Genomic DNA, 24,594 nt, shown 5'->3' with positions numbered 1-24,594 from the left:
TGCTCGCCCCAGCCGTCCGTCGGGGAGGCGACAGATCTCCCAGGAATTCGAAGCCTAGGCGTCAAGCCAGACGCGCGAAAGCATAATAACGACCGGATAACGCGGCTATTTGTCCGACCATTCAAGTTCGCGAAAACGTGTTCGCGACGCCCAGACTCGCAGCGACACCCAATACAAAGCCAAGCTCGAAGACCTGTTCGATGGCGCCAAGCACATCTCCAGTATAGCCGCCCAGCAATCTACGCGCGATCAGCGACACTGCCAAAGCCAGGATCGCGCCGATAAGGATGGCCAGTCCGACCACGCCGTCGGGGGACAGAGCCAGGGGCAGGCCCGCCACCGCCACCGCCGTCAGCACCTCGGCCAGGCTGAGATCGGCGGGCGAAGGTTTCCACTTGCCGACCTTGGCGTCGCCGACATAGGGCAAGGCGCGCATGGCCAGCACCGAGGCGCCGCGTCCCGCGCCGTGGGCGGCGACCAGAGTCCAGGCGCCAAGTCCAGCCGGCAGGGTGGCCAGGGCTGCGGCCTTGATCGCCAGGGTCAGGCCCAGCGCCAGGGCGCCATAGGTCCCGATCCGGCTATCCTTCATGATGGTGAGGCGCTTGGCGACAGTCGTGCCGCCGCCCAGGCCGTCGGCGGTGTCGGCCAGGCCGTCCTCGTGGAAGGCCCCGGTGATCAACACCCCTGCCGCGATGGCGAGCAGGGCGGGCAGCCAGCCGCTCCAGATCAGCGAGGCGCTCCAGAACACTGCCGCGCAGCCGCCGCCGACCAGCAGGCCGACCAGCGGGAAGTAGCGGGCGCTGCGCGAGATCCAGTCAGGCTGGAAGTCCCGCAGGGCTGGCGTCGGGATGCGGGTCAGGAACTGCACCGCGCAGAGAAAGAGCTGGAACTGATGCGACAGGCGGCTCACAGCCGTCCCGCCAGGACGTCGTCGAGGCTGGCCACCTCGGCGAGCAGGCCGGCGGCCGCGCGAACCAACGGCAGGGCCAGCAGCGCCCCGGTTCCCTCGCCAAGGCGCAGCGAGAGATCGAGCAGGGGCTCGGCCCCAAGGGCGGTGAGCATCACCTCGTGTCCACGCTCGGCGGAGCGATGCGCGAAGATGCAATAGTCGGCGGCGGCAGGATCGAGGCGAATGGCCAGCAGAGCCGCAGCGCCGACGATGAACCCGTCGATCAGCACCGGCACGCGCTCGGAGGCCGCTCCCAAGATGGCCCCGGCCATCATCAGGATCTCCAGGCCGCCGAACTGGGCGGCGACCTGCAGCGGTTCGATCACCGGCGTACGTGCGGCGGCGGTTTCCAGCACGGCGCGCTTGCGAGCCATGCCCTCGGCGTCGTGGCCCGCCCCCGGACCGATGCAGTCGGGCAAGTCGGCCGGACCCAGGCGATGCAGTAGCAGGGCCGCCGAGGCGGTGTTGCCGATGCCCATCTCGCCGAGCGCGAGGATATCGAAACCGTCGTCCTTGGCGCGGCGGGCGATGGCCGCACCGCGGGCCAGGGCCGATTCCACTTCCTCGGCCGTCATGGCCGAGCCGAGCGCGGCGTTGCGCGTGCCCTTGCGGACCTTGGCGTCGATCAGGAGAGGGTGGGGCGCGAGATCGGCGGCGACGCCGGCGTCCACCACCTTGACCTCGGCGCCGACCGCGCGCGCGAAGGCGTTGGCGCTGGCCCGGCCCGCCAGCAGAGTCGCCACCATCGCGACGGTGACCGCCGAGGGATAGGCCGAGACGCCGGATTCCGTCAGGCCGTGGTCCCCGGCGAAGACCAACAGCAGGGCGCGCTCATAGTTAGGGTTCGGGCGGCCGGCGACCAGAGCCAGATGGATCGCGAGGTCCTCAACCTTGCCCAGCGCGCCGAGCGGCTTGGCCTTGCCATCGACCAGGGCGCGGTACGCGGCCTCGTTGGTGCGATCGAGCGGAGTGATGGCGGGCCGGTTCATGGTCGTGGCTCCAAGCCGGCGATGGACGCCAGGAGGGGGATGTCGAAGGCCTGTTCCAGCCGTTCGGCGATCTCGTCCAGCGCCGCATCGACGCGAGTCGCTTCATTGACCCCATCGGAAGACGCGCCCAGTTCAGCCAGGAAGGCGGCGCGGGCTGAGGCCAGGCCGAACAGGCCGTGGACATAGGCGCCCGACACCCGTCCGTCGGGCGAGATCGCCCCCTCGCCCGACCCGTCGTCGCGGATCAGCAGCGGGCGTTGCAGGGCGGGACCTTCGGTGCGGCCGACATGGATTTCGTAGCCCTCGAAGGCGCCGCCGGAGGCGAGCTGGCCCGACGCCCTGCGCAGCACCTTGTCGCCGGTCAGCACCGTGTCGATTTCGAGCAGGCCAAGGCCCTGGGCCTGTCCCGGGGGGCCTTCGACGCCGTCGGGATCGCTAATCGTGCGCCCCAGCATCTGAAACCCGCCGCAGATGCCCAGCACCCGGCCGCCGCGGCGGACATGGGCGGCGATGTCGATGTCCCAGCCCTGGGCGCGCAGGAAGGTCAGGTCGCCGAGCGTCGCCTTGGTGCCGGGCAGGATGACCAGATCGGCGTCGCCGGGCAGCGCGGTTCCTGGCGGCACGAAGCCGAAATCGACCTCCGGCTCTGAACGCAGCGGATCGAAGTCGTCGAAATTGGCGATGCGCGAGAGCAAGGGCGCGACGACCTTCACCTTGCGGCCTTGGCGGACGCTCGCCTGATCCAGCACCACCGCATCCTCGGCCGGCAGGCGGCGTGCGGCGGCGAGCCAGGTGGCCATGCCGCAGTCAGGCCAGCCGGTGCGACGCACGATCTCGGCGCGGCCGTCGTCAAACAGGGCCGGATCGCCGCGGAACTTGTTGATCAGGAAGCCGGCGATCATGTCGCGGTCCGCCGGCTCCAGCACCTCATAGGCGCCGACGAGGGCGGCGATCACATGACCGCGGTCGATGTCGCCGACCAGCACCACCGGCACATTTGCGGCGCGGGCGAAACCCATATTGGCGATGTCGCCGGCCCGCAGATTGATCTCGGCCGGACTGCCCGCGCCCTCGACGATGACCAGGTCGCTTTGCGCTTCCAGGATCCGAAAGCTCTCGACCACCACGTCGAGCAGGCCGGCCTTGCGGTCCTGATAGGCCGCCGCTTTCCAGGTGCCGGCCATCTGGCCGCACACCACCAATTGAGCGCCGACATCGCTTTGCGGCTTCAGCAACACCGGGTTCATGTGGACGGTCGCCGGCGTGCGGCAGGCGATGGCCTGCAGCGCCTGGGCGCGGCCGATCTCGCCGCCATCAATGGTGACGGCGGCGTTGTTGGACATGTTCTGGGGCTTGAACGGTCGCACGGTCAGGCCGCGATTGGTGAACAGCCGGCAGAGGCCGGCGACCAGCACCGACTTGCCGACATCGGAGCCGCAGCCCTGGATCATCAACGCGGCCATGCCAGACCTCCCAGGGCGAGTGCTGCGGCGAGGATCGCGCAGGCGCGCAGATAGAGCCCAAGCCCCCGGTGCAGGTCCAGAGGCGATGGGCGCGGGCCATCCCCGAAGGTCGGGCGCTCGTGGGCGACGCCGTCATAGCTGGCCGGCCCGCCGAGTTGCACGCCGAGCGCTCCGGCCACGGCCGCTTCGGGCCAGCCGGAATTGGGCGAGGCGTGCTTGGCTGCGTCACGCAGCATCACAGTCCAGCCACGTCCGGCGGCGAGCGCGATAAGGGCGCCGGCGATGCGGGCCGGGATCAGGTTCATCAGGTCGTCGGTGCGGGCCGCCGCCCAGCCGAAGCAGCGATAGGGCTCTTCCCGGTGGCCGATGATGCTGTCAGCGGTGTTGACGGCCTTGTACGCGAACAGGCCCGCGAGCCCGCCGACCAGGAACCAGAATAGCGGCGCGACCACCCCGTCGTTGAAGCTCTCGGCCAGGCTCTCCAGGGCGGCGGCGGCGACGCCTTCTTCGTCAAGGCACCCGGTGTCGCGACCGACGATCATGGCGACGGCGGCGCGGGCGGCGGGAAGATTGTAGTCCCCCTCAGTCGACTGAGTTTCTTTCCTCCCCCATTCATGGGGGAGGGGGACCGGCGAAGCCGGTGGAGGGGGCGCGACTAGGCGCTGAGCTTGAGGCTCGCCCCCTCCACCACCCTGCGGGCGGTCCCCCTCCCCCGCTGCGCAGGGGAGGAAAGACTCGTGGGGTGAGAGCGCGCGGCTGACGGCGGCGACGTGGTCGTAGAGGCTGCGGGCGGCGAGGCCCAGGGAGCCCACGAGCGCGGCCAGGATTACGGCCCAGCCGGTGAGCAGATGGTCGAGCAGCAAACCAGCGCCCGCCGCTGATCCGGCGGCGATCAGCAGGGTGGCGAGGCCGGCGATCCGGCGGGCGAGATCGCCACCTCGGTTCAGCCATCGCTCAAGCGCGCGAAGCTGCCAGCCGATCCAGGCGACCGGATGCGGGACAACGGTGTGCAGCCTGCGCGGATAGCCGGCCACGCCCTCCACCGCCGCGGCGGCGAGGACCAGCCAAGGATCAGCCGCCACGCCCGACGATCTCGATCAGCGGTCCGCCGGCGCCTTCGATCACCCGGGCGCGAACGCCGTAGGCGCGGGCCATCACATCGGGCGAAAGCGCTTCCGATGGCGGGCCGTCGGCCAGCCCCTTGCCGGCCGCCATGACGATGATCCGGTCGGCGATGCGCGCGGCCAGCGACAGGTCGTGCAGGGTGACGATCACGCCCCGCCCCTGCTCATGGGCCATGGCGCGGAAGAGCTCGCCGGCGTCGAGCTGGTGGCCGGGATCGAGGCCAGTGAGCGGCTCGTCGGCCAGCAGCCATTCGGGGTCGCCGGCCAGGGCGCGGGCGATCAGCACCCTGCCCCGTTCGCCGCCCGATAGCGTGGTGACGTCGCGGTCGGCCAGTTCAGTGACGCCGGCGGCGTCCATGGCGCGGTCGATGGCGGCCGCGTCTTCCAGCGACAGTCCGCTGGAGCCGATGAACGGCGTGCGGCCCAGGCCGACCAGGATCCGGGCCTCGACCGCCCAGGCGACTTCGGCGGTCTGGGGGATGAAGCCGATACGCCGCGCGCGGGCGCGGGCGGGCATCGACAGCACGTCGGCCTCATCGAGACGGACGCGGCCGGCGCCCGGTTTGCGCAGCCCCGCCAGGCAGGCGAGCAGGGTCGACTTGCCCGCCCCGTTCGGACCCAGGATCGCGGTGACCGTGCCCGATTGGAAGGTCGCCGCGACGCCGGCCACCACCGGCTTGCCGCCGAGACGGACCTCGATGTCGTGAGCGCTGAGCGTGCTCATGCGATCCTCCGGCGAAGCGAGAGCAGCAGGACGAAGAAGAACGGCCCGCCAAGCACGGCCATGGCGACGCCCAGCTTCACCTCGCTGGCGGCGGGGGTCAGCCGCACGGCGATGTCGGCGGCCAGCACCAGCACCGCCCCGCCGATGGCGCTGGGGATCAACAGGCCCCCGGGCCTGGCGCCCACCAGGGGCCGGAGCAGGTGTGGGACGATCAGGCCGACGAAGCCGATGACGCCGGTGACGGCGACGCTGGCGCCTGCGGTCAGGGCCACGCCGATCGCCAAGATCCAGCGGGTGGCGGTCATGTTCACGCCGAGCGAGCGCGCACCGGTCTCGCCGAGGGTCAGGGCGTCCAGGCCCCGCCCGATGAACACCAGCATCACGCAGCCGGCGGCGATCAACGGCAAGGCCATCTGCACCTCGCCGATGCTGCGGTCGGCGAGCGAGCCCATCAGCCAGTTGATGATCTCGTTCACCGCCCAGGGATTGGGCGCGAGACTGAGCGCCAGGGCCACGCCCGCCCCGGCCATGGTCTGCAAGATCACCCCGGCTAGGATGAAGGTGACGATGCTGGAGGCCTGGCCCGACAGCGCCAGCAGTAACATGACCGCGATCAGGGCGCCGATCATGGCGGCGGTGGCGATCACCCAGGGCTCAGCCGCGCCGGCGCCCAGATAGAGGGTCAGCACCGCGCCTAGAGCGGCCATCGACGAGACGCCCAGCGCGCCCGGATCGGCCAGCGGGTTGCGGGTGTAGCCCTGCATCGCCGCCCCGGCCATGCCAAGCGCAGCGCCGACGCCGATCGCCAGGATGGTGCGCGGCAGTCGCAGCTCGAAGATGATCGCCCAGCGCGGATCGCTGTGATCCGTCCACGCGCTGAATGGCGTCCAGACCCGGCCGGCCGCCATGCTGACCATCGACAGCAGGATGGTCAGCACGATCAGGGCGAGAATGGTGGTCTGGCGGCGGGTCATGCGCGGGCCTCTCTGGCGCGCAAGGCGCCCTGCCGGGCGCGGACCAGCATCGCGGCGGTCTGGATCAGCACCGGCCCGCCGCAGAAGGTGAGCTGCTGCGGGAAACTGGCGCGGTGCATTTGGTGAGCGACCCGCGAGAGGGCCGGGTGGTTCAGCACCCGGTCGGCCCAGGTCGGCGCGCCGGGCTTGGTCTCCCCAGCCAGCAGCACGTCAGGCGGATCGGCCACCAGAAGTTCCAGCGGGACGTTGCCTGTTCTCTTCAGGCCATAGCGCGAGGCGGCGTTCTCGAAGCCGGCGCGGCGCATCATGTCGTCCATCAGCGTCCCCTGGGCCGAGGCGAAGCCGCCGGACTGATAGACCAAAGCGGTCAGCTTCGGCGTACCCGGCGGCGGGGCGGACGCAGCTACGGCCGCTTCGATCCTGGCGACCAGCGCCTCGCCGCGCGCCGGGCGATGGACAGCGCGGGCCACCTGACGCACCTGCGCCAAGCTCTCCTCGAACGTATTGGGGACGCCGAACAGCTCGGCGCGAATGTGCAGCCGCTTCAGCGCCGCACGGGTCGCAGGCGAGGAATGGCGGCCGGTCAGCACCAGGTCCGGCCGCAGGGCCAGCACCTCCTCGGCGCTCTCATAGGTGAACGGAAAGGTCCGCCCCAGCTCGCCTAGGCTGGAGCTGGAAGGTTCGTGGGAATAGTGGCTAAGGGCAGCGATCTGAGCGCGGTCGGCCACATGTACGAGGATCACGTCCAGGCAGGGATTGAGCGAGACGATACGGCGCGGATCGCCCGTCGCCGCCCCGCCCAGTCCCACCACGGCGCCGGAAGCGAGCACCGCGCGCCGGGTGATCCTCCAGCTCAAAAGTCGATCCCGCGCTGGGCCTTGATACCCTGCTCGAACGGATGCTTGACCAGGGTCATCTCGGTGACGAGGTCGGCGATGGCCAGCAGCTCCGGCTTGGCGTTGCGACCGGTGATGACCACGTGCTTGTCGCGCGGCCGGGCGTTCAGGTCTGCGACCACCTTGTCGATGTCGAGATAGTCGTAGCGCAGGGCGATGTTCAGCTCGTCCAAAATCACCAGGTCGAGTTCGGGATCGTGCAGCATCTCGACCGAAGTAGCCCAGGCGGCCTGCGCGGCCTCGATGTCCTGGGCGCGGTCCTGGGTGTCCCAGGTGAAGCCCTGGCCCATGATCTCGTAGCGGACCTGGCCAGGGAACTTCTTGAAGAACTGCCGCTCGCCAGTGATCCACTTGCCCTTGATGTACTGGACGATGCCGACCTTCTGGTTCCAGCCCATGGCGCGGGCGACCATGCCGAAGGCGGCCGTCGACTTGCCCTTTCCGTCGCCGGTGTGGACCAGCAGCAGGCCCGGCGCCTCGTCGGTCTTGGTGGCCATCAGCTCGTCGCGTTCAGCCTTCAGCGCCTGCATGGCGGCCTTGTGCTCGGCGTTCTTGACGTCTTCTTCGTCGCTCATCGGCGGGAGCCCTCCAGGGCGGATTGCAGTCTGGGCCAGTCTTTGGGTTTCGGCAGGCCGAACCTGAGCCAGGTCGGCTGATCGGAAAAGGGCCGTGTGAGCACGCCGCGCCGCGCCAGGGCGGTGAAACGGCGGGCGGCGTCAGGGGTGGAGGCCAGGCGGAACAGCGACGTGCCGCCGAGCACCTCGAAACCGTTGGCGGCGAGCAGCCCGTCCAGGCGCGCCGCATCCTTGGCCAGGCGCGCGGCGGTGCGTTCGCGCCAAGCATGGTCTGCATAGGCGGCCGTGCCGGCGGCGATGGCCTCGGCGCTGACCGGCCAGTCACCGAACTGTGCGGCGACCCGCGCGGCCAACCCCGGCTCGGCGATCACGAACCCCAACCGGACGCCCGCCAGGCCATAGAACTTGCCGAACGAGCGCAGCACGATCAGCCGATGGCCGGCGCGGACGGCGACGCTGAGTTCCGGCGCGGTCTCGACAAAGGACTCATCGACGATCAGCCAGCGGTCGCCGGCCTCCAGATCCTCGCGGCGTGCGCCGTCAGGATTGTTCGGATTGACCACCACCACCGCCTCGCTGGCCACGGCGCTGAGGTCCCCTGGCGCGACACAACGAACCTTGGCTCCTGCCAAGCGCCAGGCCTCGGCATGACCGCCATAGGTCGGGGCGGCGATCGCGACCGAGCGCGCGCCCAGCAGGCGGGGCAAGGCGCGCAAGGCCGCCTCGGCGCCCGGCACTGCGGCCACACGATCAGACGATACGCCAAAGGCCGCGGCGGCCGCAGCCTCCAAGGCCTTGATCTCATCAGGATCAGGCAACCGCGTCAGGCTCGCGGCGGTGGCCCGCGCCCCCTTCCAGGGACGCGGGTTGATGCCCGTCGACAGGTCCAGCCACGGCGTGGGCGCGTCCGGAAACGCGCGCCGCGCCGCGGCCAGCCGGCCGCCGTGACGGAGGAAGTCCTCCAGGTCCAGATCAGAAGCTGGCGCGGACACCGACATAGATTCCACGTCCCGGCGAGCCGTAGTTGCGGGTCGTCTCGTAGCTGTCGTCGAAGGCGTTCTCGACGCGGCCATAGACCTCGAAGGTCTCGTTCACCGGATAGGACGCCCGCAGGTCCACGAGGGTGTAGCTCTGCAGGACATAGGAGTTGGCGGCGTTGTCGAAGCTGGCGCCGACATAGCGGATCGCCGCGCCCAGGGTGGCGTCGTTGGTCCAGGTGTAGGTCGTCTGGATATTGGCCTGATGCTCGGGCCGGCGCGCCAGCTCCTTGCCGCGGTTGGCGTTGCCGGGCGAGTCGTTCTCGGTGTCCGTCCAGGTGTAGTTGGCCAGCACCGCCAGCGGGCCGAGATCGACCGAACCTTCCAGCTCGACGCCGTGAGCCTTGGTGCGCGCGGTGTTGTCGTAGAAGCCGAAGCGACGAACCCCGTTCACGACGCAGAGCGGATTGGGGGTGGTCGCGGTACAGGAGAAGTAGTCGATCTGATTGTCGGTCTTGCGGCCGAAGTAGGTGGCGCGAACCATGAACCGGTCGAGGAAGTGCTGCTCGATTCCGGCGTCCCAGCCATCAGCCTCCTCCGGCGACAGGGTCGGATTCCCGTACTCGCTGTAGAGCTGATAGAGGGTCGGAGCCTTGAAGCCCTGGCCGAAGCTGGCGCGCAGGATGGTGCTCCCGTCGTTCAGCGACCAGGCGGCCGCGAGTTGGCCTAGCGTCTTGTCGCCAAAGGTATCGTGGCTGTCGCGGCGCAGACCAGCGGTGATCGTCAGGCCGCTGACGATCTCGCCCTGGACCTGGGCGTAGATGCCGTCGAGACCAGCCTTGGCGTTGGTGGCGGCGGGGTTCGGGTCAAAGGCGCTGGGCGAGGCCGAGCGCATCTTGGAGTCTTCGATCTCGCCGCCGAAGGTGGCGGTCCAGGCGTCGTTGATCGTCCAGACGCCCTGGTATTCCCAGCGCTTATTCTCGCCGCGCGCGTCGAAGGTGACGTCGGTTACCGCCTGGTCGGGATTGAAGTTCTGGCGGTCAGTGCGGGTGTAGCCATAGGCGATGCGGTTCTGCAGGGCGCCGTCGAACAGATCGAAGTTGAGCGCCGCATAGCCGACGAACTCCTCGGTCTTGCCGTACTCGGGGGTGTCGCCGAAGGTGAAGCTGGGCGGCGGGAAGCCGTCGAAGCCGTTCTTGCCCTTCGAATAGACGCCGCGCAGGTCGATGGAGACCGCGTCGGTGGCGCGGATCACGGCGCGACCGCTGATGCCGGTGTTTTCGTAGCCGTCCTTTTCCTTGCCCAGCCGGTAGGAGGAAACGCCGTCGGTTTCATAGCGACCGCCGGCCAGCCGCCAGGTGACGCGATCGGTCGTGCCGGCGGCCGCCGCGCGCAGATAGCCGGTGCTCATGGAGCCGCCCTCGGCGGTGAGCGTGGCCTCGAACGGCGATTGCGCCTCGGCGGTGATGATGTTGACGACGCCGCCGATGGCCTGGCTGCCCCACAGGGTCGATTGGGCGCCGCGCAGGATCTCGATGCGGCCGATGTCGCCGGCCAGCAGGTTGGCGAAGTTGTAGCCGCCGCCGGCGGTGGATGGATCGTTCAGCTTCACGCCGTCGATCACCACCACGGTCTGGTCGCCCTCGGCGCCGCGGATGCGCACCGAGGTCGAGCCGCCGACCCCGCCGTTGCGCGAGAAGCTGACGCCGGGCGTCTGGGCCAGCAGGGTCGAGACGTCGATCGACTGGCTGGCGCGGATGGCGTCGGCGTCCAGGACGGTGACGCTTTGGCCGACGCGCTCGGCTTCCTGCGGCGAGCGGTTGGCGGTGACGACCAGTTCGCCGACGGCGGCGATGGCGATCGGCGAGGCGGACTGCGCCGCGGCATGGGTGGAGAGACCGCATAGAACGGCGGCGGTGGTGGCGAACAGAATAGTCTTCATCGGGTATCCCCCAGACGTGTGACGACGAACCCGCGCTTGCACGCAGGTGACGGACGTCGTCTCTCGGGAAAATACCCGTTCGTCCGGTCCCACCGACCGTCCGAAGGACGACTGCGTCAGGCAGGTCTCCTGGCTCACGGGTCACAGCCGGTGCGCGCCGCCTTCCCAGAACCCGGTCTTTTACGACCATCGTCCAGTGGCTTATGACGCGCGGGCTCGCCGCTTACAGTTGCGGGGGCAGCCCAGGTGTCTCACCTGAGTTCCCTATTAATCCCCTTGCGGGGAACCTGTCGCGAGGCCCCACTAGGCTTTGCCATGCGGAGCGTCAATCCCGATGAGCCTGACCTTCATCCTGGGCGGCGCCCGATCGGGCAAGACCAGCCATGCCTTGGCGCGCGCGAGGGAGCTTTCCCAAGGGCGGCTGATCATGATCGCCACGGCCCAGGCGCTGGACGCCGAGATGGCGCAGCGCATCGCCCGCCACCAGGCCGAGCGGGACGAGGCCTGGACCACGATCGAGGCGCCGCTGGACCTGGCCGGCGCGGTGCGGGGACTGGCCGCCGGCGACGTGGCGGTGATCGACTGCCTGACTCTATGGCTGACCAACCAGATGCTGGCGGAGGCCGACATCGGCCTAGTCGTGGCCGACCTGGTCGACGCACTGGCCCAGAGCCCGGCCGCCCTGGTGGTGATTTCGAACGAGGTCGGCCAGGGCATCGTGCCCGACAACGCCCTGGCCCGCCGCTTCCGCGACGAGGCCGGGTGGATGCACCAAAAGGTGGCCGCGGCGGCCGACCGGGTTGAGGCGGTCATGGCCGGCCTGCCGCTGCCGCTGAAGGGCTGACCCTCCGGCGGCTGGCCTCGTCAGAGGTCCTGCTTCAACCGAGCGATCATCAGGGCCCCGACCTGTTCCATCGCCGCCGAGACGTCCAGGCGCCAAAGGGTCGGATCGACCGTCACCTCATAGGTGCGGGTCTTGGTTCCGCCCACGCCAGCCAATACGCCGATGGCGCTGCCGACAGCGTCGCCCATCTTGCTGGCGCCGGTGGTGGTGTCGCTGGCGGAAATCACGCTGCCCGGCATCACCACCGCGCCGGTCAGGGCGTAGCGAAGCCGGTGGCCCAGATCCATCGGCGTCGACTTAGCTTTCGGCGTGATCACCCATAGCTGGGTGTCGGTCGGCAGCAGGGCGACATTGGCCTTGCTGGTCACCTTGGCGGTCATCGGGCGCATGCCCAGCACCCCGCGCCCACGCGCCTGGATTTCAGCGAAGTCCACCACCATGCGGACGCCCATGACCCCGGCGTCCAGCTCACGCATGGCCATCTCCTCGGGCACCTGCGAGCCGGTGGTGGTCATGGTGTCGCCGAACCCCTTGGCGCGACCGTCATTGGGGGTGAAGTAGAACTTCATGCCCGGCGGTGAATAGAAGGCGCTGCGATTGGCCTTGCCGCGCACATACGGCGCCGGCTTGGCCATGTTCATCAGCCGCACGAGGCCAGGACTGCGCGCCATCGCCTCGTCCAATGTGATGACCTTGACACCGGTTGCCTCCAGCTCGGCGACGAACTTGGCGTAGTAGGCGTCGGTGATCGCCTGCATGTCCTGCGGGCTTGGACCGTTCAGGGTGTAGCTGACCTGGGATTGCGACAGGCCCGACCCCGTCGACGTCGCGCCGGAATTGGTGACGAACTCGACCTGGAAAGAGGGGATCACCACCTGGCGAAGACCACGCGCGGCCTCGCGCTCGTTCTGCCAGATCAGCACGCCGCTCTGGCCTGACAGGTCGTCCCCGGCGCCGAACGAGACCGGCTCGCTCACCGGCGCGCTCTTGGGCCCCAGATTGATGAGCGGCTTGGCCGCGTACGCCTGGCTTGTTCCAGCGCAAGCCAGCAGCAAACCCAAGAACGTCGCGACCAAGCCGCCCTGAAGTTTCGGCCCCATTGTTGTCACCCTCCCCCGAAGGCGCCGGTCATGACGCCGAGCGGCAGAGCCTATGGGACGCCTACTCCGCTGAATTGGACAAAACGGACCCGTCGGCCTGCGCGGCGTGCAAGCCCTGGAGCGATGCGCCGAGCGCGGCCATCCGCGCGCGCGCCGCGGGCCCCAGCAATCGGTGCGGCAGGGCGAAATAGGCCGAGGGCGACATGCCCATGAAGCGGTGAAAGTCGCGCACGAAGTGGGACTGGTCATAGTACCAGGCGTCGATCAGGCTGGCCCAACCTTCGCCCGGATGAGCGCGAAGCTCCTGCAAGGTGCGCAGGAACCGCTGGCGGCGCAGCAGCAGTTTTGGCGCAAAGCCGAACTTGCGGAGCGACAACCGCGCCAAGTGGCGAGACGAGACGCCAAGCGCCTGGGCCAGGGCGTCGACTGAGCCCATCGTGGGGTCGACCAGCAGGTCGTGAGCCCGCACGAGGATGGCGTCCGGCGCGCCGCCGGCGCTGGCCATCGCGGTGAACAGGGCGTCCAGGATCGCGACGCGCGCGTCGTCGTCGCCGGCGCTGAGCAACGCCTCATGGGTTTCCTGCGCGCGCTCGCCGAGCACCTGGGCCAGGGGCGCGACGCGATCTGCGTACTCGGCGGCGGGCGCCTTGAAAAACTGCGCCCAGCCCAGCGGCAACAGCCCGATCCCCAGCACGGTTCCAGCCTGGCCCCGCACGGTTCCGGTGACGCTGGTAGGGCCGAACAACGCCGCCGGGGGGGCGGGGTCATAGAGTTGGCCGTCAAGCCGCAGCGACCAATGGCCGTTCAGGACGAAGCGAATATTGGCCCACTCCGGATGCAGCAGATCTTCCACCGCGCCCGCAGGCCCGGCCGGAACCTCGACGAAATAGTAGGCGGTGATGAAACGCTTCAGGGCCGGGTCCGGCAGCCGGAAACGCACAGATGGTGAGGAGTCGTCCAACCCGTCCACGCCCCGCCGAGACGCCCGCCCCCAAGGCCGCGTGTCGAATGACCTCAGCATGGGCCGCAAGACGGGCGACGTCGATTGGATCATTGGAATTGTCGATCCACTTGGACCTCAGCCACGCCGTCGCCGCCACGATCGCGCCGACCCGGGCGCGGCCTCTTGGCGAGGACGTTTGACGCAGGCAAAAGACGGGAGGGTCACCAAGCCACACCCGCCTGGAGAGCTATGAGAGCCGTAAGGATTACTCGCCCCCTGCTCGATCTATTCACCGCGCGGCGCATCTATCATCGCGTCCACGCTGGTGAACGGTGGCGAGTAGGTCAGCAGATCGGCGTCGATGAGCGTTGCGAGATCGAGCCCTACGTCACTTTCGCCAGTGGCGATGTCATTCCGAAAGCCGTCGGCGCGTTCTCGTATACCCACTCAAGTTTGCAATCGGACGTGTCGGTCGGCCGGTACTGTTCGATTGCGGCGGGCCTGAGCTTCTTTGGGGCGGCCCATCCGCTCGACAGGGTCACGAGTTCGCCGACGACCTTCGATCCACCCCAGAGCGCCCTGCGCTTCATCTCTGGCTACCTCGCGGACTACGGAATCACCGACTATCCGAGCTTCCCCTTCGAACACCGCCCTGCGCCCGTCACCATCGGCCACGATGTGTGGATCGGCGCTCAGGCGATGATCGCAGGTGGCGTCGTCGTCGGACATGGCGCGGTCATTGGCGCCAGAAGCGTGGTGACCAAGGACGTCCCGCCCTATGCGATCGTGGTGGGGTCCCCCGCCCGCACCGTCCGCTTTCGCTTCCCGGAAGCCACCATCGCCAGGCTGCTCGCGCTGCAATGGTGGCGCTTTGGACCCGAAGTGATCCAGCGCTTGGATCCGCTTGACCTTGATCGCTTCCTGGACGCCGCAGAGGCCGAACTCCCCACCGCGCTCGATCTGCGCCCCCTCACCTTCGCGGAAATTGTCGAGGCAAGTAGACGCGAGTGACCAGGGCCGGAGCGAATAGGGCACGCTGGAACGTAGGGCGAGCCAGTCCGGAAGCGATAAGATGATCTAGGAGGTTGGAGCGGGCGATGGGATTCGAACCCACGACATTCAGCTTGGGAAGCTGACGCTCTACCCCTGAGCTACGCCCGCATGTGTGAAGGGGGGTCGCCGACGGGTCGGCGCGTTCGCACGCTGCTTCTTAGCGAGTCCTGGTGCGGCGCTCAAGGGCGGGCGAGGAATCGACCCCCGGTTGCTTTGAGTGCATTGCAACATAAGCGCGCGGCCTCAAATTCCCCAAAACAGGGACATTTTAACCACGATCCACCCGGTTTCAGCACAATTTACAATTTAAGACTCCCGCACTGCGGGAACATGGTTGCGCGATCGTTAAGCCCCAGCTTTATTGCGCTCTCCGATAGTACCGTTCCGGCACACTCAATTTTTGATTGCTGGAGCATGGTCAAAAAGCTGGAGTAGTAAATTGAAGAAGCTTCTAGTTGGGGCGGCCTTGGCCGTTTCGATGTTGGCCGCCGCTCCGGCCGCCAACGCCGCTCAATACATCACCGTCACCGCCCCCCAGGCCGATGGTTCCGTCACGGGCGTCTTCGGTGACACCGCCGTCGCCGGCGGCAATTTCTCTCATATCTTCGACTTCGTCTTCCCGGCGAACGGCGCTGGCGGCGCGACGATCAGCTCGATCCTGACGCTCGGCGCTCCGTCGACCGACATCAACTTCACTTCAGTGAAGCTGAACGGTGTGGCTCTCGATCTGGTGTCGGCCGGCAACGTCGAGTTCCGCTCGCTGTTCAACACCCCGATCACCGGCGGCCCTCAAAAGCTCGAAGTGACGGGCTGGAGCGGCGGTAACGGCTCCTACAGCGGCACGCTGACCTTCGGCTCGGCCGTTCCGGAACCGGCGACCTGGGCGATGATGATCATCGGCTTCACGGGCGCTGGCGTGGCGATCCGTCGCCGTCGTCGCGACGACTCGGTCGCGTTCGCCTAAGATCTGATCTCATCTAAGCGATCAGGCCCGTCAGCCATGCTGGCGGGCCTTTTTGTTGGGCCGCCCCTTCGTTGACCTCGCCGCGCGATAACCGCACGATAGGGAAAACAACGTTAGGGAGACGGCCATGGCCGACGGCGAGGCTCTATCGCAGGCGCAGTTCACCGCCATGACCGAGGGCACCCAGGAAGACTGGATGGCCATCGTGAAGGCCGCGGGCCCGTTCAGCCGCGAACTTCCTGACCGGCTTATCAGCCACCTGAAGATGCTGGCCGGCGATAGCGGCGGCTACCCGGTCGATAGGCTGGAGCATTCCCTGCAGACCGCCACGCGGGCCTTCAAGGACGACAAGGACGAGGAGTATGTCGTCTGCGCGCTGATGCACGACATCGGCGACTTGCTAGGCCCGTCCAATCATGCCGAGATCGGCGCCATCATCATGAAGCCGTACGTTTCGGAACGGAACTACTGGATGATGGACAAGCACGGCATCTTCCAGGGGTACTATTTCTTCCACCACCTGGGCCTGGACCGCGACATGCGCGAGCAGTTCCGCGGCCATCCGGACTTCGAATACACCGCGCAGTTCTGCCATCTGTACGACCAGAACAGCTTCGATCCGGCCTATGAATCGATGCCGCTGGAAGCCTTCGAGCCGATGCTGGCCGGGTGCTCGCCTCGCCGAAGCGATCGATCTACAAGCGCGAGGCGGCTTAGAGGCCCCCGCTCGCCTGCTCGTCATGGCCGGCCTCGTGCCGGCCATCCATAGACTCCGCAGTCGAAGTTTTCCCTGAACGGCTCGCGTGTATGGATCCCCCGGGACAAGCCCGGGGATGACGAACGTGGGGGGAGGTACGACGGCTTCCCTAGGCGTCCATATCCAGCGAATAGCCCGCCGAGCGCACGGTGCGGATCGGGTCGGCCATGGCGTCCTCGCGGTTCAGCGCCTTGCGCAGCCGGCCAACGTGGACATCGACCGTGCGGGCCTCGACATATACGTCCGAGCCCCAGACCGCGTCCAGCAACTGCTCGCGGCTGAACACCCGGCCGGGGTGCTGCATCAGATAGTCCAGCAGACGAAACTCGGTCGGGCCGAGGTGGATTTCCTTGCCCGCCCGCTTCACGCGGTGGGCGACGCGGTCGATGACCAGGTCGCCGATGTGTACGCGGTCCTCGGCCAGGCCCGGACGGATCCGGCGCAGCACCGCGCGAATGCGGGCCGACAGCTCGCTCATGGCGAACGGCTTGACGATGTAGTCGTCGGCCCCGGTGTCGAGGCCGCGGATCCGGTCGCTCTCCTCCCCGCGCGCGGTCAGCATGATGATCGGCACGTTGCGGCTCTCGGCGCGCTGGCGCAGGCGGCGGCAGACCTCAATCCCGGAGATCTTTGGCAGCATCCAGTCGAGCACGATGATGTCGGGCAAGCGCTCGGAGACCAGGGTCAGGGCCTCCTCGCCGTCGGCGGCGACGGCGACCTCGTAGCCTTCCTTGTCGAGATTGTATTGCAGCAGGGTCGAGAGGGCGTCTTCGTCCTCGACCACCAGGATATGGGGCGTCAAATCGCTACTCCTCGGGCGGCGCGCTAGAGGCGCAGCGCATCGGTCTTCGGCCGGTCGGCGGAGATCATGTCCTCGCCGGTGATTTCGTAGTGGATGATCTCGGCGATGTTGGTGGCGTGGTCGCCGATGCGCTCGAGGTTCTTGGCCACGAACAGCAGATGGGCGCAGGCCGTGATCGTACGCGGATCGCCCATCATGTAGGTCAGCAATTCGCGGAACAGGCTGTTGTAGTGTTCGTCCACCTCGTCGTCGCGAGACCAGACGGCGACCGCGCGATCCAGATCCGAGCCGGTATAGGCGTCCAGCACGTCCTTCAGCCGGCCCAGCACCAGCCGCCCCATCCGCTCGATCGAGCGGGTCAGCGGCGTGATCGGTTCGGCCTCGTTCAGCACCAGGGTGCGCTTGGCGATGTTCTTGGCCAAGTCGCCGCAGCGTTCCAGGTTGGAGGCGATCTTCATCGCCGCCACCGTCTTGCGCAGGTCGTTGGCCATCGGCTGGCGCAGCGCGATCAGGCGGATGGCCTTGCGCTCAATATCCACTTCCAGGACGTCCAGCCGCTCGTCACGGCCGACCACGGCCTGGGCCAGGCCCTGGTCACGCTTGACGACCGCGTCGATGGCGTCGCCAACCTGGGCCTCGGTCAGGCCGCCCATGCGGGCGCAGTCGGCGGTGAGCGTGTTCAGCTCGTCTTCGTAGGATTTGACGATGTGCTCGTTCATGTCGCTCGCCCTTAGCCGAACCGGCCGGTGATGTAGTCTTGGGTGCGGCTGTCGCGCGGATTGGTGAAGATCTCGCCGGTGGGGCCGGCCTCGACCAGCTTGCCGAGGTGGAAGAAGGCGGTCTTCTGCGACACCCGCGCGGCCTGGGCCATGGAGTGGGTCACGATCACGATGCAGTACTGGTTGCGCAGTTCGTCGATCAGCTCTTCGATCCGCGCCGTGGCGATAGGGTCCAGCGCCGAGCAGGGCTCGTCCATCAGGATTACTTCAGGGCTGACCGCGATGGCGCGGGCGATAACCAGGCGCTGCTGCTGACCGCCGGAAAGTCCGGTGCCGGGCTGGTGCAGGCGATCGGCGACCTCGGCCCAGAGGCCGGCGCGCTTCAGAGAGCGTTCGACGATCTCTTCAAGCTCGGCCTTGCCGGTGGCGATGCCGTGGATGCGCGGGCCGTAGGCGACGTTCTCGAAGATGGTCTTCGGGAACGGGTTCGGCTTCTGGAACACCATGCCGACCCGGGCGCGCAGCACGACGGGGTCGATGGACCGGTCGTTGACGTCTTCGCCGTCCAGCTCGATCCGGCCGGTGACCTTGCAGCCGGGGATGGTGTCGTTCATCCGGTTGATCGAGCGCAGGAAGGTCGACTTGCCGCAGCCCGACGGGCCGATCAGGGCGGTGACGGAGTTTTCCGGCACGTCTAGCGAGACGTCGAACAGAGCCTGCTTGTCGCCGTAGAAGACGTTGACGTCGCGAGCGCGGATCTTGATCGGGCCGGCTGGCTGGCTGGCGTGAGCGCGATCGACCGCGATGTGTACAGGGGCGACCGTGTCGTGGGCGATCGAGTCGTCGCGCTGGCTTGGCATGGAGAACCTCGGGATCAGGCGCATGGAGACTACCACCGCCGCTCGAAGCGGCGCCTCACTAGAATGGCGGCCAGGTTCATGATGATCATGAACACCAGCAGCACGATGATCGCCGCGGCGGTGCGCTCGTGGAAGCCGCGTTCGGACGCGTTTTCCCAGATGAACACCTGGACGGGCAGGACGGTGGCGGCGCCGGTGAAACCTTCCGGCACGCCAGGGACGAAGGAGATCATGCCGATCATCAGCAGCGGCGCCGTCTCGCCCAGCGCGTGGGCGAGCGACAGGATCGCGCCGGTCATCACGCCGGGCATGGCCAGCGGCAGGACATGGTGGAAGACGGTCTGGGTGCGCGAGGCGCCGACGCCGAGCGCCGCTTCCCGGATCGAGGGCGGAACCGCCTTCAGCGCCGAGCGGGTGGCGATGATGATGGTCGGCAGAGCCATCAGGGCCAGCACCAGCCCACCCAGCAACGGCGAGGAGCGCGGCACGGCCAGCCAGTTGCTGAACACCGCCAGGCCCAGCAGGCCGTAGACGATGGAAGGCACGGCCGCGAGGTTGTTGATGTTGACCTCGATGATGTCCGTCCAGCGGTTCTTGGGCGCAAACTCCTCAAGATAGGTCGCAGCCAGCACCCCGATCGGGACCGCCAGAACGGCGGTGACCAGCAGCATCATCGCCGAGCCGACGATGGCGCCGAGCACCCCGGCCTGCTCAGGCTCGGTGGAGTCGGAGTTGGTCAGGAAGCTGACATTGAAGCCGCTGGTGACCGCGCCCGAAGCCTTGAGCTTGTCCATCCAGTCGAGCTGCTGGTCGTCCAGCTTGCGGCTGTCTTGCGGCGTCGAGCGCTTGATCTGGCCCTTGAAATAGAGAGCAGCGTCAGACTTGACCGGGCCGGTGACAGTGATGGTCTTGCCGATCAGCGATGGATCCTCGCGGACCATCTTGAGCAGCTGGAAGCCTAGGTCGTTGGACATGATTTCCATGACCTTGCCGGACTTCTCACCAAGGTCGTCGTCCTGCTCGCCTAGCTTGGTCAGGATCGATTGCGCGACCAGCATGTCGTAGTTGGCGCCGGTCGGGTCGGCCTTATCGATGCGCGCGGGGTCCAGATAGACCGGGACCGCGATCCGATAGTCGACGAAGGTCGAATAGCCCTGAGTGACGATCCGGCCGAGCAGGAGCGCCAGGAAGCAGAGCGCCACGATGATGGCCATGCGGCCATAGAGGCGGAACCGCATCTCCTGGGCGTGGCGCTTCTTCAGGCGCGCCTCGACGGTCTGGCGCAGGCTCGCGGCGGTCGGGATGGCGGCGTCAGTCATACTGTTCCCGATACTTTTGCACGATGCGCAGGGCGATGATGTTGAGCATCAAGGTCACCACGAAGAGGGTGAGCCCCAGGCCGAAGGCCGACAGGGTCTTGGGGCTGTCGAACTCTTGGTCGCCGGTGAGCAGGGTGACGATCTGAACGGTCACCGTCGTGACGGTGTCGAGCGGATTGAGCGTGGTCTTGGCCTGCAGGCCGGCGGCCATGGTGACGATCATGGTCTCGCCCACCGCGCGGGACACCGCCAGCAGCAGAGCAGCCATGATCCCCGGCAGGGCGGCGGGCAGGACCACCTTCTTGACCGTCTCGGAGCGCGTCGCGCCCATCGCCAGGCTGCCGTCGCGCAGCGACTGGGGCACGGCGTTGATGATGTCGTCGGACAGCGAGGAAACGAAGGGGATCAGCATGATCCCCATGACCGCCCCGGCCACCAGCGCCATCTGGTTTTGGACCTGCATCAGGTATTGGCCCAGGCCGTCGAACGACCCGCCGACCAGCTGCGCCCCAATCCAGTTGAAGAAGGAGCGGAAGATCGGCCCGACCGTCAGGGCGGCGAAGAAGCCGTAGACCACCGTAGGGACGCCGGCGAGAATCTCCAGCAGCGGCTTGACCACCGAGCGGGTCAGCGGGCTGGCGTATTCGGAGAGGTAGATAGCCGAGTAGAGACCGATCGGCGCCGCCACCAGCATGGCGATCATCATGATCAGGAAAGTGCCGACGAAGAGCGGGACCGCCCCGAAGGCGCCGGTGCCGGCGTACTGGTCGGCGCGCATGGCGATCTGGGGGTTCCACTCCATCCCGAACAGGAACTCGTGGATCGGCACGGCCTGGAAGAAGCGCCAGCTTTCCCAGACCAACGAGGCGACAATGCCCGCCGTGGTCAGGATGGCGGTGACGGAGCAGGCGATGAACAGGCCGGCGATCCAGCCTTCCACCTTGTTGCGGGCGCGGAACTGCGGGCCGATGCGCGGATAGGCGATCATGATCCCAGCCAGGGCCAAAAGGGCGCCGAGCGCCACCGAGCCGTACTGGATGAGGTTCTGCAGGTGAGCGGCCTTGGCCGCCTTGGCGTCCAGGGCGGTCTTCAGATCGCCTTCGTAAATGGTCTCGCTAGGCTGGCCGCCGTGGGCGATGGCGCGGGCGTCGTCGAAGAAGACGTCCTGCTGCGGGGCGGTCAGCGCCTGGACCGCCGCGGGCGGATCGGCGCGCAACAGCGCCTCCTCCATCCGGCCGCCGAACATGGCGAACAACAAGATCAGCAGGGCGGCGGGGGCGCCGACCCAGAGCGCTGCATAGCTGCCATAGTAACCGGGCAGCGAGTGCAGGAGGACGGGCTTGCCACCCGTGGCGGCCACAGCCTTGCGCCGGGCGGCCATGTAGGTGGCGGCTGAGAACAACAACAGCGCCGTAAGGGCGATCCAGATGAGCATCAGGCTTCCGTGCTTGTCTTCGCCCGGACGTTCGGAGACCCTTTCAAGGACCCCCTGACCGCGCAGGCCGGAAATTGCCTGCCTAATGCTGTCGGCTCGCGACAGTTCGGTGACAGTTTTATTACAGCGCAGGTCCAGCCTGGAGGTTTGGAGCGATGTTGGCAGGCCTCCAGCCTGAGGATGGCTTCTTCCAGCGATACTCCGCGCCGGATTTTTCCGAATTGGAACAACAGATAGCGAGGCGTTCAGCCGACCTCACGGCCGCGCTGGCGCAGAGGTGACCTTGCAGGCCAGGTGCGACAAACCATCGGGCTCGGAACTGCGAATGCGAGGCTGGGCAGTTAGACGCCCTAGGCGCGCAGTCGGTCGGCGTAGATCAGACGTCCTTCGCCCAGCCGCGCCAGAACTTCTGGAAGAACGTTCTCGGCGACCGCGAAGCAGCCCTCGCTGCGCCCCAGCTTGCCGTGATCCCTCACCATGCCCTGGCTGACGTACCATGCGCCGTGGACCACGATCGCGCGAGGTTCGGCATTGTTGTTGGTGGGGTCAAGACCGGCGATGCGTCGCGATTGTCCGTGCTTGCCGACATAGAGCGGTCCGGTCCTGTAGGCGCCGGCCGACGAAGCGGCCGAGCCCGGCGCGTTGGACAGGCGCTTCACCCAGCCGCTGTGATCGGGATCTGATCCTCGCCCATGCGCCACAAGCAGGCTGGTGACGCCGCCGCTCACGAGGTTCACCAGGTGGAAGCGCGGAACCGACGAAGCGGCGTCGAAGTCGGCGATGGCGATCAGATCTCGGGTGAAGGCGCCGGGGTGGCGGTCAAACGCGGACATGGCGCGCGCCATCAGGGCCGAACTTGGACCGGCCGGCGAAGCGGCGGCCCTCGCAAGGCGCGGCGCGACGACGCCGGCGCTGCCGACCAGGGCCGCGGCCAAAACCCGGCGGCGGGAAAACGTTGCGTCCAAGCCCTGACTCCTAGAATTTCCCGGCGGGGCGTAGGCCCTTCCAAGTCCATCAGCTGCGTCGGAGACCATGCCAAGCCGCCCCAAACTGCCGCTGCTTACGCTTTGCCTGGCGCTCGCCTTCTACGCGGGTGACGCCAACGCCCAGGGGGCCAAGGCCAGTTCCGCCGCAGAGTTCGCCCGTCAGGCGGACCAGCTCAAACCTGGCCAGTGGGTCTGGGCTCCCAATGTGGCTCAAGCTGGACCGGTCCTGATATATGTCGACTTGTCGCGGCAGCTAGCCAGCGTCTACCGCAACGGCGTGCGGATCGGGGTCAGCACCGTCTCCACCGGCAAGCCGGGTCACGAGACCCCGACCGGGGTGTTCACGATCCTGCAGAAGGACGCGACCCACCGCTCGAGCATCTACAACAACGCGCCGATGCCGTTTCAGGAGCGGCTGACCTGGGATGGGATCGCGCTCCATGCCGGCGGGCTTCCCGGGTTTCCGGAGAGCCACGGATGCGTTCACCTGCCGCTGGAATTCTCGCGTGAGCTTTTCGCGGTCACCAGCCTTGGCGTAACGGTGGTGATCGCCGGCGATGCGGCCGGTCGCGTGCAGACGACCAACCAGAGCCTGCTCGCCCCGGTCGACGCTCGCGGCGCGGCGGCGGCGCAGCGCAAGTTGGATAAGGAGCCGTTTCGGTGGACGCCAGAGCTCTCCCCTTCCGGCCCGCTGAACATCATCGTCTCCAAGCAGGACCAGGCGATCGTGGTGATGCGCAATGGGGTAGAAATCGGTCGCAGCGTGGCGCAGATCGACGATGACGATCCCGGCACGCACGTGATCAGCGTAACCCGCGGCGCGGATGGAAAGCCGCACTTCGTCTATATGGGCCTGCCCGGCCATGACGCCGATCAGGGCCGCGAGCTGGATCAGGCCACGATCGAGCGCGTGCGGGTGCCCAAGGGCTTCTACCAAGCGGTCCGCCCGCTGGTGCAGCCCGGCGTCACCATACTGGTGACCCAGTCCAGCGTCGGAGAGGACGTGACGGGACGAAAGCTGACGGTGATCGACGCCGTCATTCCCCAGCCATAGCCGGATGATCACCCGCGCATCCTTCCGCGATCTAGCGTTCGCCATCGCCGCTCAAGCCTGCGGGTTTGGCTTGCTCGGCCAGCAGGCCAACGCCGCGCCCCCGCCGCCGAACTGGGGGGCGGCCACCACCGACTGCAGGGCTACGCCCGTCTACGCCATAGATTCGCTGATCTGCGAGGATCTCGAACTGGCGCATTTGAACGCGGCCCTCGCCGCGCGGATCGCAGCGCCGGGCGCCGTCCCAGATCTCCCGATCAGCCACGACCAATGGTACCGGGCCAGCCGCCTCTGCGCGCAAAGGGCCGATGCCAAGGCCTGCATCCTGGATGCCTATCTGGAGCGACTGCGACAGCTCGGGCCTATCGTGGATGGCCCTCAGGGCCCTACGCCCTCGCCCCAAATTAGAACCATCCCGATGCCGCGCTAAGACCACAAGATATATCTGATCGGCGTAGTTGGCAGGTCCAATAGCGGGCCGCTGGAGATTCCGAGAGTGGAAAGGGGACCTTAGCCGCGCGCCGAGTTTGATCTTCTGCTGCTACTCTCACCATGTTGGTATCTGCTGAAACGAGAGGGGGCGGCGATGACCATCCGGACGGCGCAATGTGCGTGTCGCGCTTGCGAAGTTGAGGTTGAGGGCGAACCGGTCAGCAGCGGCCTTTGCAGTTGCGACAACTGTAAACGGCGCACAGGCGCTCCGTTCGGTTGGTCCGTCTACTTCCACGATGAGCAGATTAGGAGGGTGGAAGGTCCGCTGGCGGTTCTCGAAGGCTTCGGCAAGCGCTGGTTCTGCTCGACATGCGGTTCAACCATCTATTGGAGGTCGTTCGGCGCGTGGAGGCCCGGCCAGACCGGGTTTGCCGGAGGCTGCTTCGCCGATCCGACCCTGCCTACTCCCACAATCGCGGTACGCTGCGCACAGAGCATGCCTTGGGTTGCGTACCCGGAGGGCTGCACAGTGTTCGATGACATGCCTTCCGCTCCTCCACGGTCCCCATCGTAAGTGTCCGCGTTGGGTCACCTCCCGTCGCCGGCATCCTGCCACCAACTCGCCGTTGACTGTGCCGCAGCCGTCTTGGCCGACAGCGGCGATTCCCCGCAGGTCGGATGGGTCGGGGCGGACACAGGTGCGGTGATCCGCAACA

25 protein-coding genes, 1 tRNA gene and 1 riboswitch are annotated in these 24,594 nt (G+C 67.5%); of the genes, 7 read left to right on the top strand and 19 right to left on the bottom strand.

The genetic code is table 11. The annotated features are described in order from the left end of the window. Positions 1 to 121: 121 nt before the first annotated feature. From cobS to Q8M13_RS16505, 10 genes are read right to left on the bottom strand one after another with little or no spacing between them, the layout of a single operon-like run. Positions 122 to 910 carry an adenosylcobinamide-GDP ribazoletransferase gene (gene cobS / locus Q8M13_RS16550; RefSeq protein ID WP_305301167.1) on the bottom strand — a complete coding sequence of 263 codons (789 nt, stop codon included), beginning with the start codon at positions 908 to 910 and terminating at the stop codon, positions 122 to 124. Next, positions 907 to 1,938: a nicotinate-nucleotide--dimethylbenzimidazole phosphoribosyltransferase gene (gene cobT, locus Q8M13_RS16545; RefSeq protein WP_305301166.1), complete on the bottom strand. Its 1,032-nt coding sequence runs from the start codon at positions 1,936 to 1,938 to the stop codon at positions 907 to 909. The genes cobS and cobT overlap by 4 nt, the downstream gene beginning before the upstream one ends. After that, positions 1,935 to 3,401: a cobyric acid synthase gene (locus Q8M13_RS16540; protein ID WP_305301165.1), complete on the bottom strand. Its 1,467-nt coding sequence runs from the start codon at positions 3,399 to 3,401 to the stop codon at positions 1,935 to 1,937. Before Q8M13_RS16540 ends, cobT begins: the two co-directional genes overlap by 4 nt. Then, positions 3,389 to 4,483: a CobD/CbiB family cobalamin biosynthesis protein gene (locus Q8M13_RS16535; protein ID WP_305301163.1), complete on the bottom strand. Its 1,095-nt coding sequence runs from the start codon at positions 4,481 to 4,483 to the stop codon at positions 3,389 to 3,391. The genes Q8M13_RS16540 and Q8M13_RS16535 overlap by 13 nt, the downstream gene beginning before the upstream one ends. Further along, positions 4,473 to 5,249: an ABC transporter ATP-binding protein gene (locus tag Q8M13_RS16530; protein ID WP_305301162.1), complete on the bottom strand. Its 777-nt coding sequence runs from the start codon at positions 5,247 to 5,249 to the stop codon at positions 4,473 to 4,475. Before Q8M13_RS16530 ends, Q8M13_RS16535 begins: the two co-directional genes overlap by 11 nt. Next, positions 5,246 to 6,223 (bottom strand): iron ABC transporter permease, encoded by a 978-nt coding sequence (locus Q8M13_RS16525; protein WP_305301161.1) that lies wholly within the window; start codon positions 6,221 to 6,223, stop codon positions 5,246 to 5,248. The genes Q8M13_RS16530 and Q8M13_RS16525 overlap by 4 nt, the downstream gene beginning before the upstream one ends. Next, positions 6,220 to 7,080, bottom strand: coding sequence for an ABC transporter substrate-binding protein (locus Q8M13_RS16520; protein WP_305301160.1), 861 nt, complete (start codon positions 7,078 to 7,080; stop codon positions 6,220 to 6,222). Before Q8M13_RS16520 ends, Q8M13_RS16525 begins: the two co-directional genes overlap by 4 nt. Next, positions 7,077 to 7,694: a cob(I)yrinic acid a,c-diamide adenosyltransferase gene (gene cobO, locus Q8M13_RS16515; RefSeq protein ID WP_305301159.1), complete on the bottom strand. Its 618-nt coding sequence runs from the start codon at positions 7,692 to 7,694 to the stop codon at positions 7,077 to 7,079. Before cobO ends, Q8M13_RS16520 begins: the two co-directional genes overlap by 4 nt. Then, positions 7,691 to 8,686, bottom strand: a complete 996-nt coding sequence (cobD, locus tag Q8M13_RS16510; RefSeq protein WP_305301158.1) for a threonine-phosphate decarboxylase CobD — start codon at positions 8,684 to 8,686, stop codon at positions 7,691 to 7,693. Before cobD ends, cobO begins: the two co-directional genes overlap by 4 nt. Next, entirely contained in the window at positions 8,667 to 10,613 is a 1,947-nt protein-coding gene (locus tag Q8M13_RS16505; RefSeq protein ID WP_305301156.1) for a TonB-dependent siderophore receptor, read from the bottom strand. Before Q8M13_RS16505 ends, cobD begins: the two co-directional genes overlap by 20 nt. Before the next feature lie 101 nt (positions 10,614 to 10,714). After that, positions 10,715 to 10,919, bottom strand: a riboswitch (cobalamin riboswitch). A gap of 28 nt (positions 10,920 to 10,947) precedes the next feature. Here Q8M13_RS16505 and cobU point away from each other — a divergent pair. After that, a complete protein-coding gene (gene cobU, locus Q8M13_RS16500) occupies positions 10,948 to 11,457 on the top strand; it encodes a bifunctional adenosylcobinamide kinase/adenosylcobinamide-phosphate guanylyltransferase (RefSeq protein WP_305301155.1) in 510 nt (169 codons plus the stop codon). A 20-nt stretch (positions 11,458 to 11,477) separates the two neighbouring features. Here the strand turns inward: cobU and Q8M13_RS16495 are convergent, their stop codons facing one another. Together Q8M13_RS16495 and Q8M13_RS16490 are read right to left on the bottom strand one after the other, a co-directional pair. Further along, entirely contained in the window at positions 11,478 to 12,557 is a 1,080-nt protein-coding gene (locus tag Q8M13_RS16495; RefSeq protein ID WP_305301153.1) for a hypothetical protein, read from the bottom strand. A gap of 61 nt (positions 12,558 to 12,618) precedes the next feature. After that, positions 12,619 to 13,497, bottom strand: a complete 879-nt coding sequence (locus tag Q8M13_RS16490) for a helix-turn-helix domain-containing protein (RefSeq protein WP_305301151.1) — start codon at positions 13,495 to 13,497, stop codon at positions 12,619 to 12,621. Between the two features lie 252 nt (positions 13,498 to 13,749). On the opposite strand from Q8M13_RS16490, the gene Q8M13_RS16485 reads away from it, so the two are divergent. Further along, on the top strand, positions 13,750 to 14,511 hold the full coding sequence (locus Q8M13_RS16485) for a CatB-related O-acetyltransferase (RefSeq protein WP_305301150.1): 762 nt from the start codon (positions 13,750 to 13,752) through the stop codon (positions 14,509 to 14,511). Between the two features lie 75 nt (positions 14,512 to 14,586). Here the strand turns inward: Q8M13_RS16485 and Q8M13_RS16480 are convergent. Further along, positions 14,587 to 14,661 (bottom strand) — tRNA-Gly (locus Q8M13_RS16480). Between the two features lie 331 nt (positions 14,662 to 14,992). Between Q8M13_RS16480 and Q8M13_RS16475 the strand changes: the two genes are divergently transcribed. Together Q8M13_RS16475 and Q8M13_RS16470 are read left to right on the top strand one after the other, a co-directional pair. Continuing rightward, entirely contained in the window at positions 14,993 to 15,517 is a 525-nt protein-coding gene (locus tag Q8M13_RS16475; RefSeq protein ID WP_305301149.1) for an FxDxF family PEP-CTERM protein, read from the top strand. Between the two features lie 127 nt (positions 15,518 to 15,644). Continuing rightward, positions 15,645 to 16,286 carry an HD domain-containing protein gene (locus Q8M13_RS16470; protein WP_305301148.1) on the top strand — a complete coding sequence of 214 codons (642 nt, stop codon included), beginning with the start codon at positions 15,645 to 15,647 and terminating at the stop codon, positions 16,284 to 16,286. Positions 16,287 to 16,383: 97 nt separating this feature from the next. Here the strand turns inward: Q8M13_RS16470 and phoB are convergent, their stop codons facing one another. From phoB to Q8M13_RS16440, 6 genes are all read right to left on the bottom strand, one after another. After that, the gene (gene phoB / locus Q8M13_RS16465; RefSeq protein WP_304811700.1) at positions 16,384 to 17,076 is read right to left on the bottom strand and encodes a phosphate regulon transcriptional regulator PhoB; all 693 of its coding nucleotides are present in this window, start codon (positions 17,074 to 17,076) and stop codon (positions 16,384 to 16,386) included. Positions 17,077 to 17,099: 23 nt separating this feature from the next. After that, complete coding sequence (phoU, locus tag Q8M13_RS16460; RefSeq protein WP_305301147.1) at positions 17,100 to 17,795, bottom strand: phosphate signaling complex protein PhoU; 696 nt, start codon at positions 17,793 to 17,795, stop codon at positions 17,100 to 17,102. 11 nt (positions 17,796 to 17,806) lie between these two features. Further along, a complete protein-coding gene (gene pstB, locus Q8M13_RS16455; protein ID WP_370870086.1) occupies positions 17,807 to 18,655 on the bottom strand; it encodes a phosphate ABC transporter ATP-binding protein PstB in 849 nt (282 codons plus the stop codon). 29 nt (positions 18,656 to 18,684) lie between these two features. Continuing rightward, positions 18,685 to 19,974 (bottom strand): phosphate ABC transporter permease PstA, encoded by a 1,290-nt coding sequence (pstA, locus tag Q8M13_RS16450; protein WP_305301146.1) that lies wholly within the window; start codon positions 19,972 to 19,974, stop codon positions 18,685 to 18,687. Continuing rightward, positions 19,967 to 21,409: a phosphate ABC transporter permease subunit PstC gene (pstC, locus tag Q8M13_RS16445; protein ID WP_305301144.1), complete on the bottom strand. Its 1,443-nt coding sequence runs from the start codon at positions 21,407 to 21,409 to the stop codon at positions 19,967 to 19,969. Before pstC ends, pstA begins: the two co-directional genes overlap by 8 nt. Positions 21,410 to 21,759: 350 nt before the next feature. Then, entirely contained in the window at positions 21,760 to 22,374 is a 615-nt protein-coding gene (locus Q8M13_RS16440; protein WP_305301142.1) for a murein L,D-transpeptidase catalytic domain family protein, read from the bottom strand. Between the two features lie 67 nt (positions 22,375 to 22,441). Here Q8M13_RS16440 and Q8M13_RS16435 point away from each other — a divergent pair, with 67 nt between their 5' ends. The 3 genes from Q8M13_RS16435 to Q8M13_RS21080 all read left to right on the top strand — a co-directional run bounded on the left by Q8M13_RS16435 (position 22,442) and on the right by Q8M13_RS21080 (position 24,452). Beyond that, positions 22,442 to 23,449 (top strand): L,D-transpeptidase family protein, encoded by a 1,008-nt coding sequence (locus Q8M13_RS16435; protein ID WP_305301140.1) that lies wholly within the window; start codon positions 22,442 to 22,444, stop codon positions 23,447 to 23,449. 4 nt (positions 23,450 to 23,453) lie between these two features. After that, the gene (locus tag Q8M13_RS16430) at positions 23,454 to 23,876 is read left to right on the top strand and encodes a hypothetical protein (protein ID WP_305301138.1); all 423 of its coding nucleotides are present in this window, start codon (positions 23,454 to 23,456) and stop codon (positions 23,874 to 23,876) included. Positions 23,877 to 24,032: 156 nt separating this feature from the next. Beyond that, positions 24,033 to 24,452 carry a GFA family protein gene (locus tag Q8M13_RS21080; RefSeq protein ID WP_370870085.1) on the top strand — a complete coding sequence of 140 codons (420 nt, stop codon included), beginning with the start codon at positions 24,033 to 24,035 and terminating at the stop codon, positions 24,450 to 24,452. Positions 24,453 to 24,594 lie beyond the last annotated feature (142 nt).

The organism is Phenylobacterium sp. (genome assembly GCF_030681155.1).
Classification (GTDB): Bacteria; Pseudomonadota; Alphaproteobacteria; order Caulobacterales; family Caulobacteraceae; genus Phenylobacterium.
Note: the sequence above shows the minus strand (reverse complement) of the source record. Positions and strands in the feature narration are given on the sequence as shown.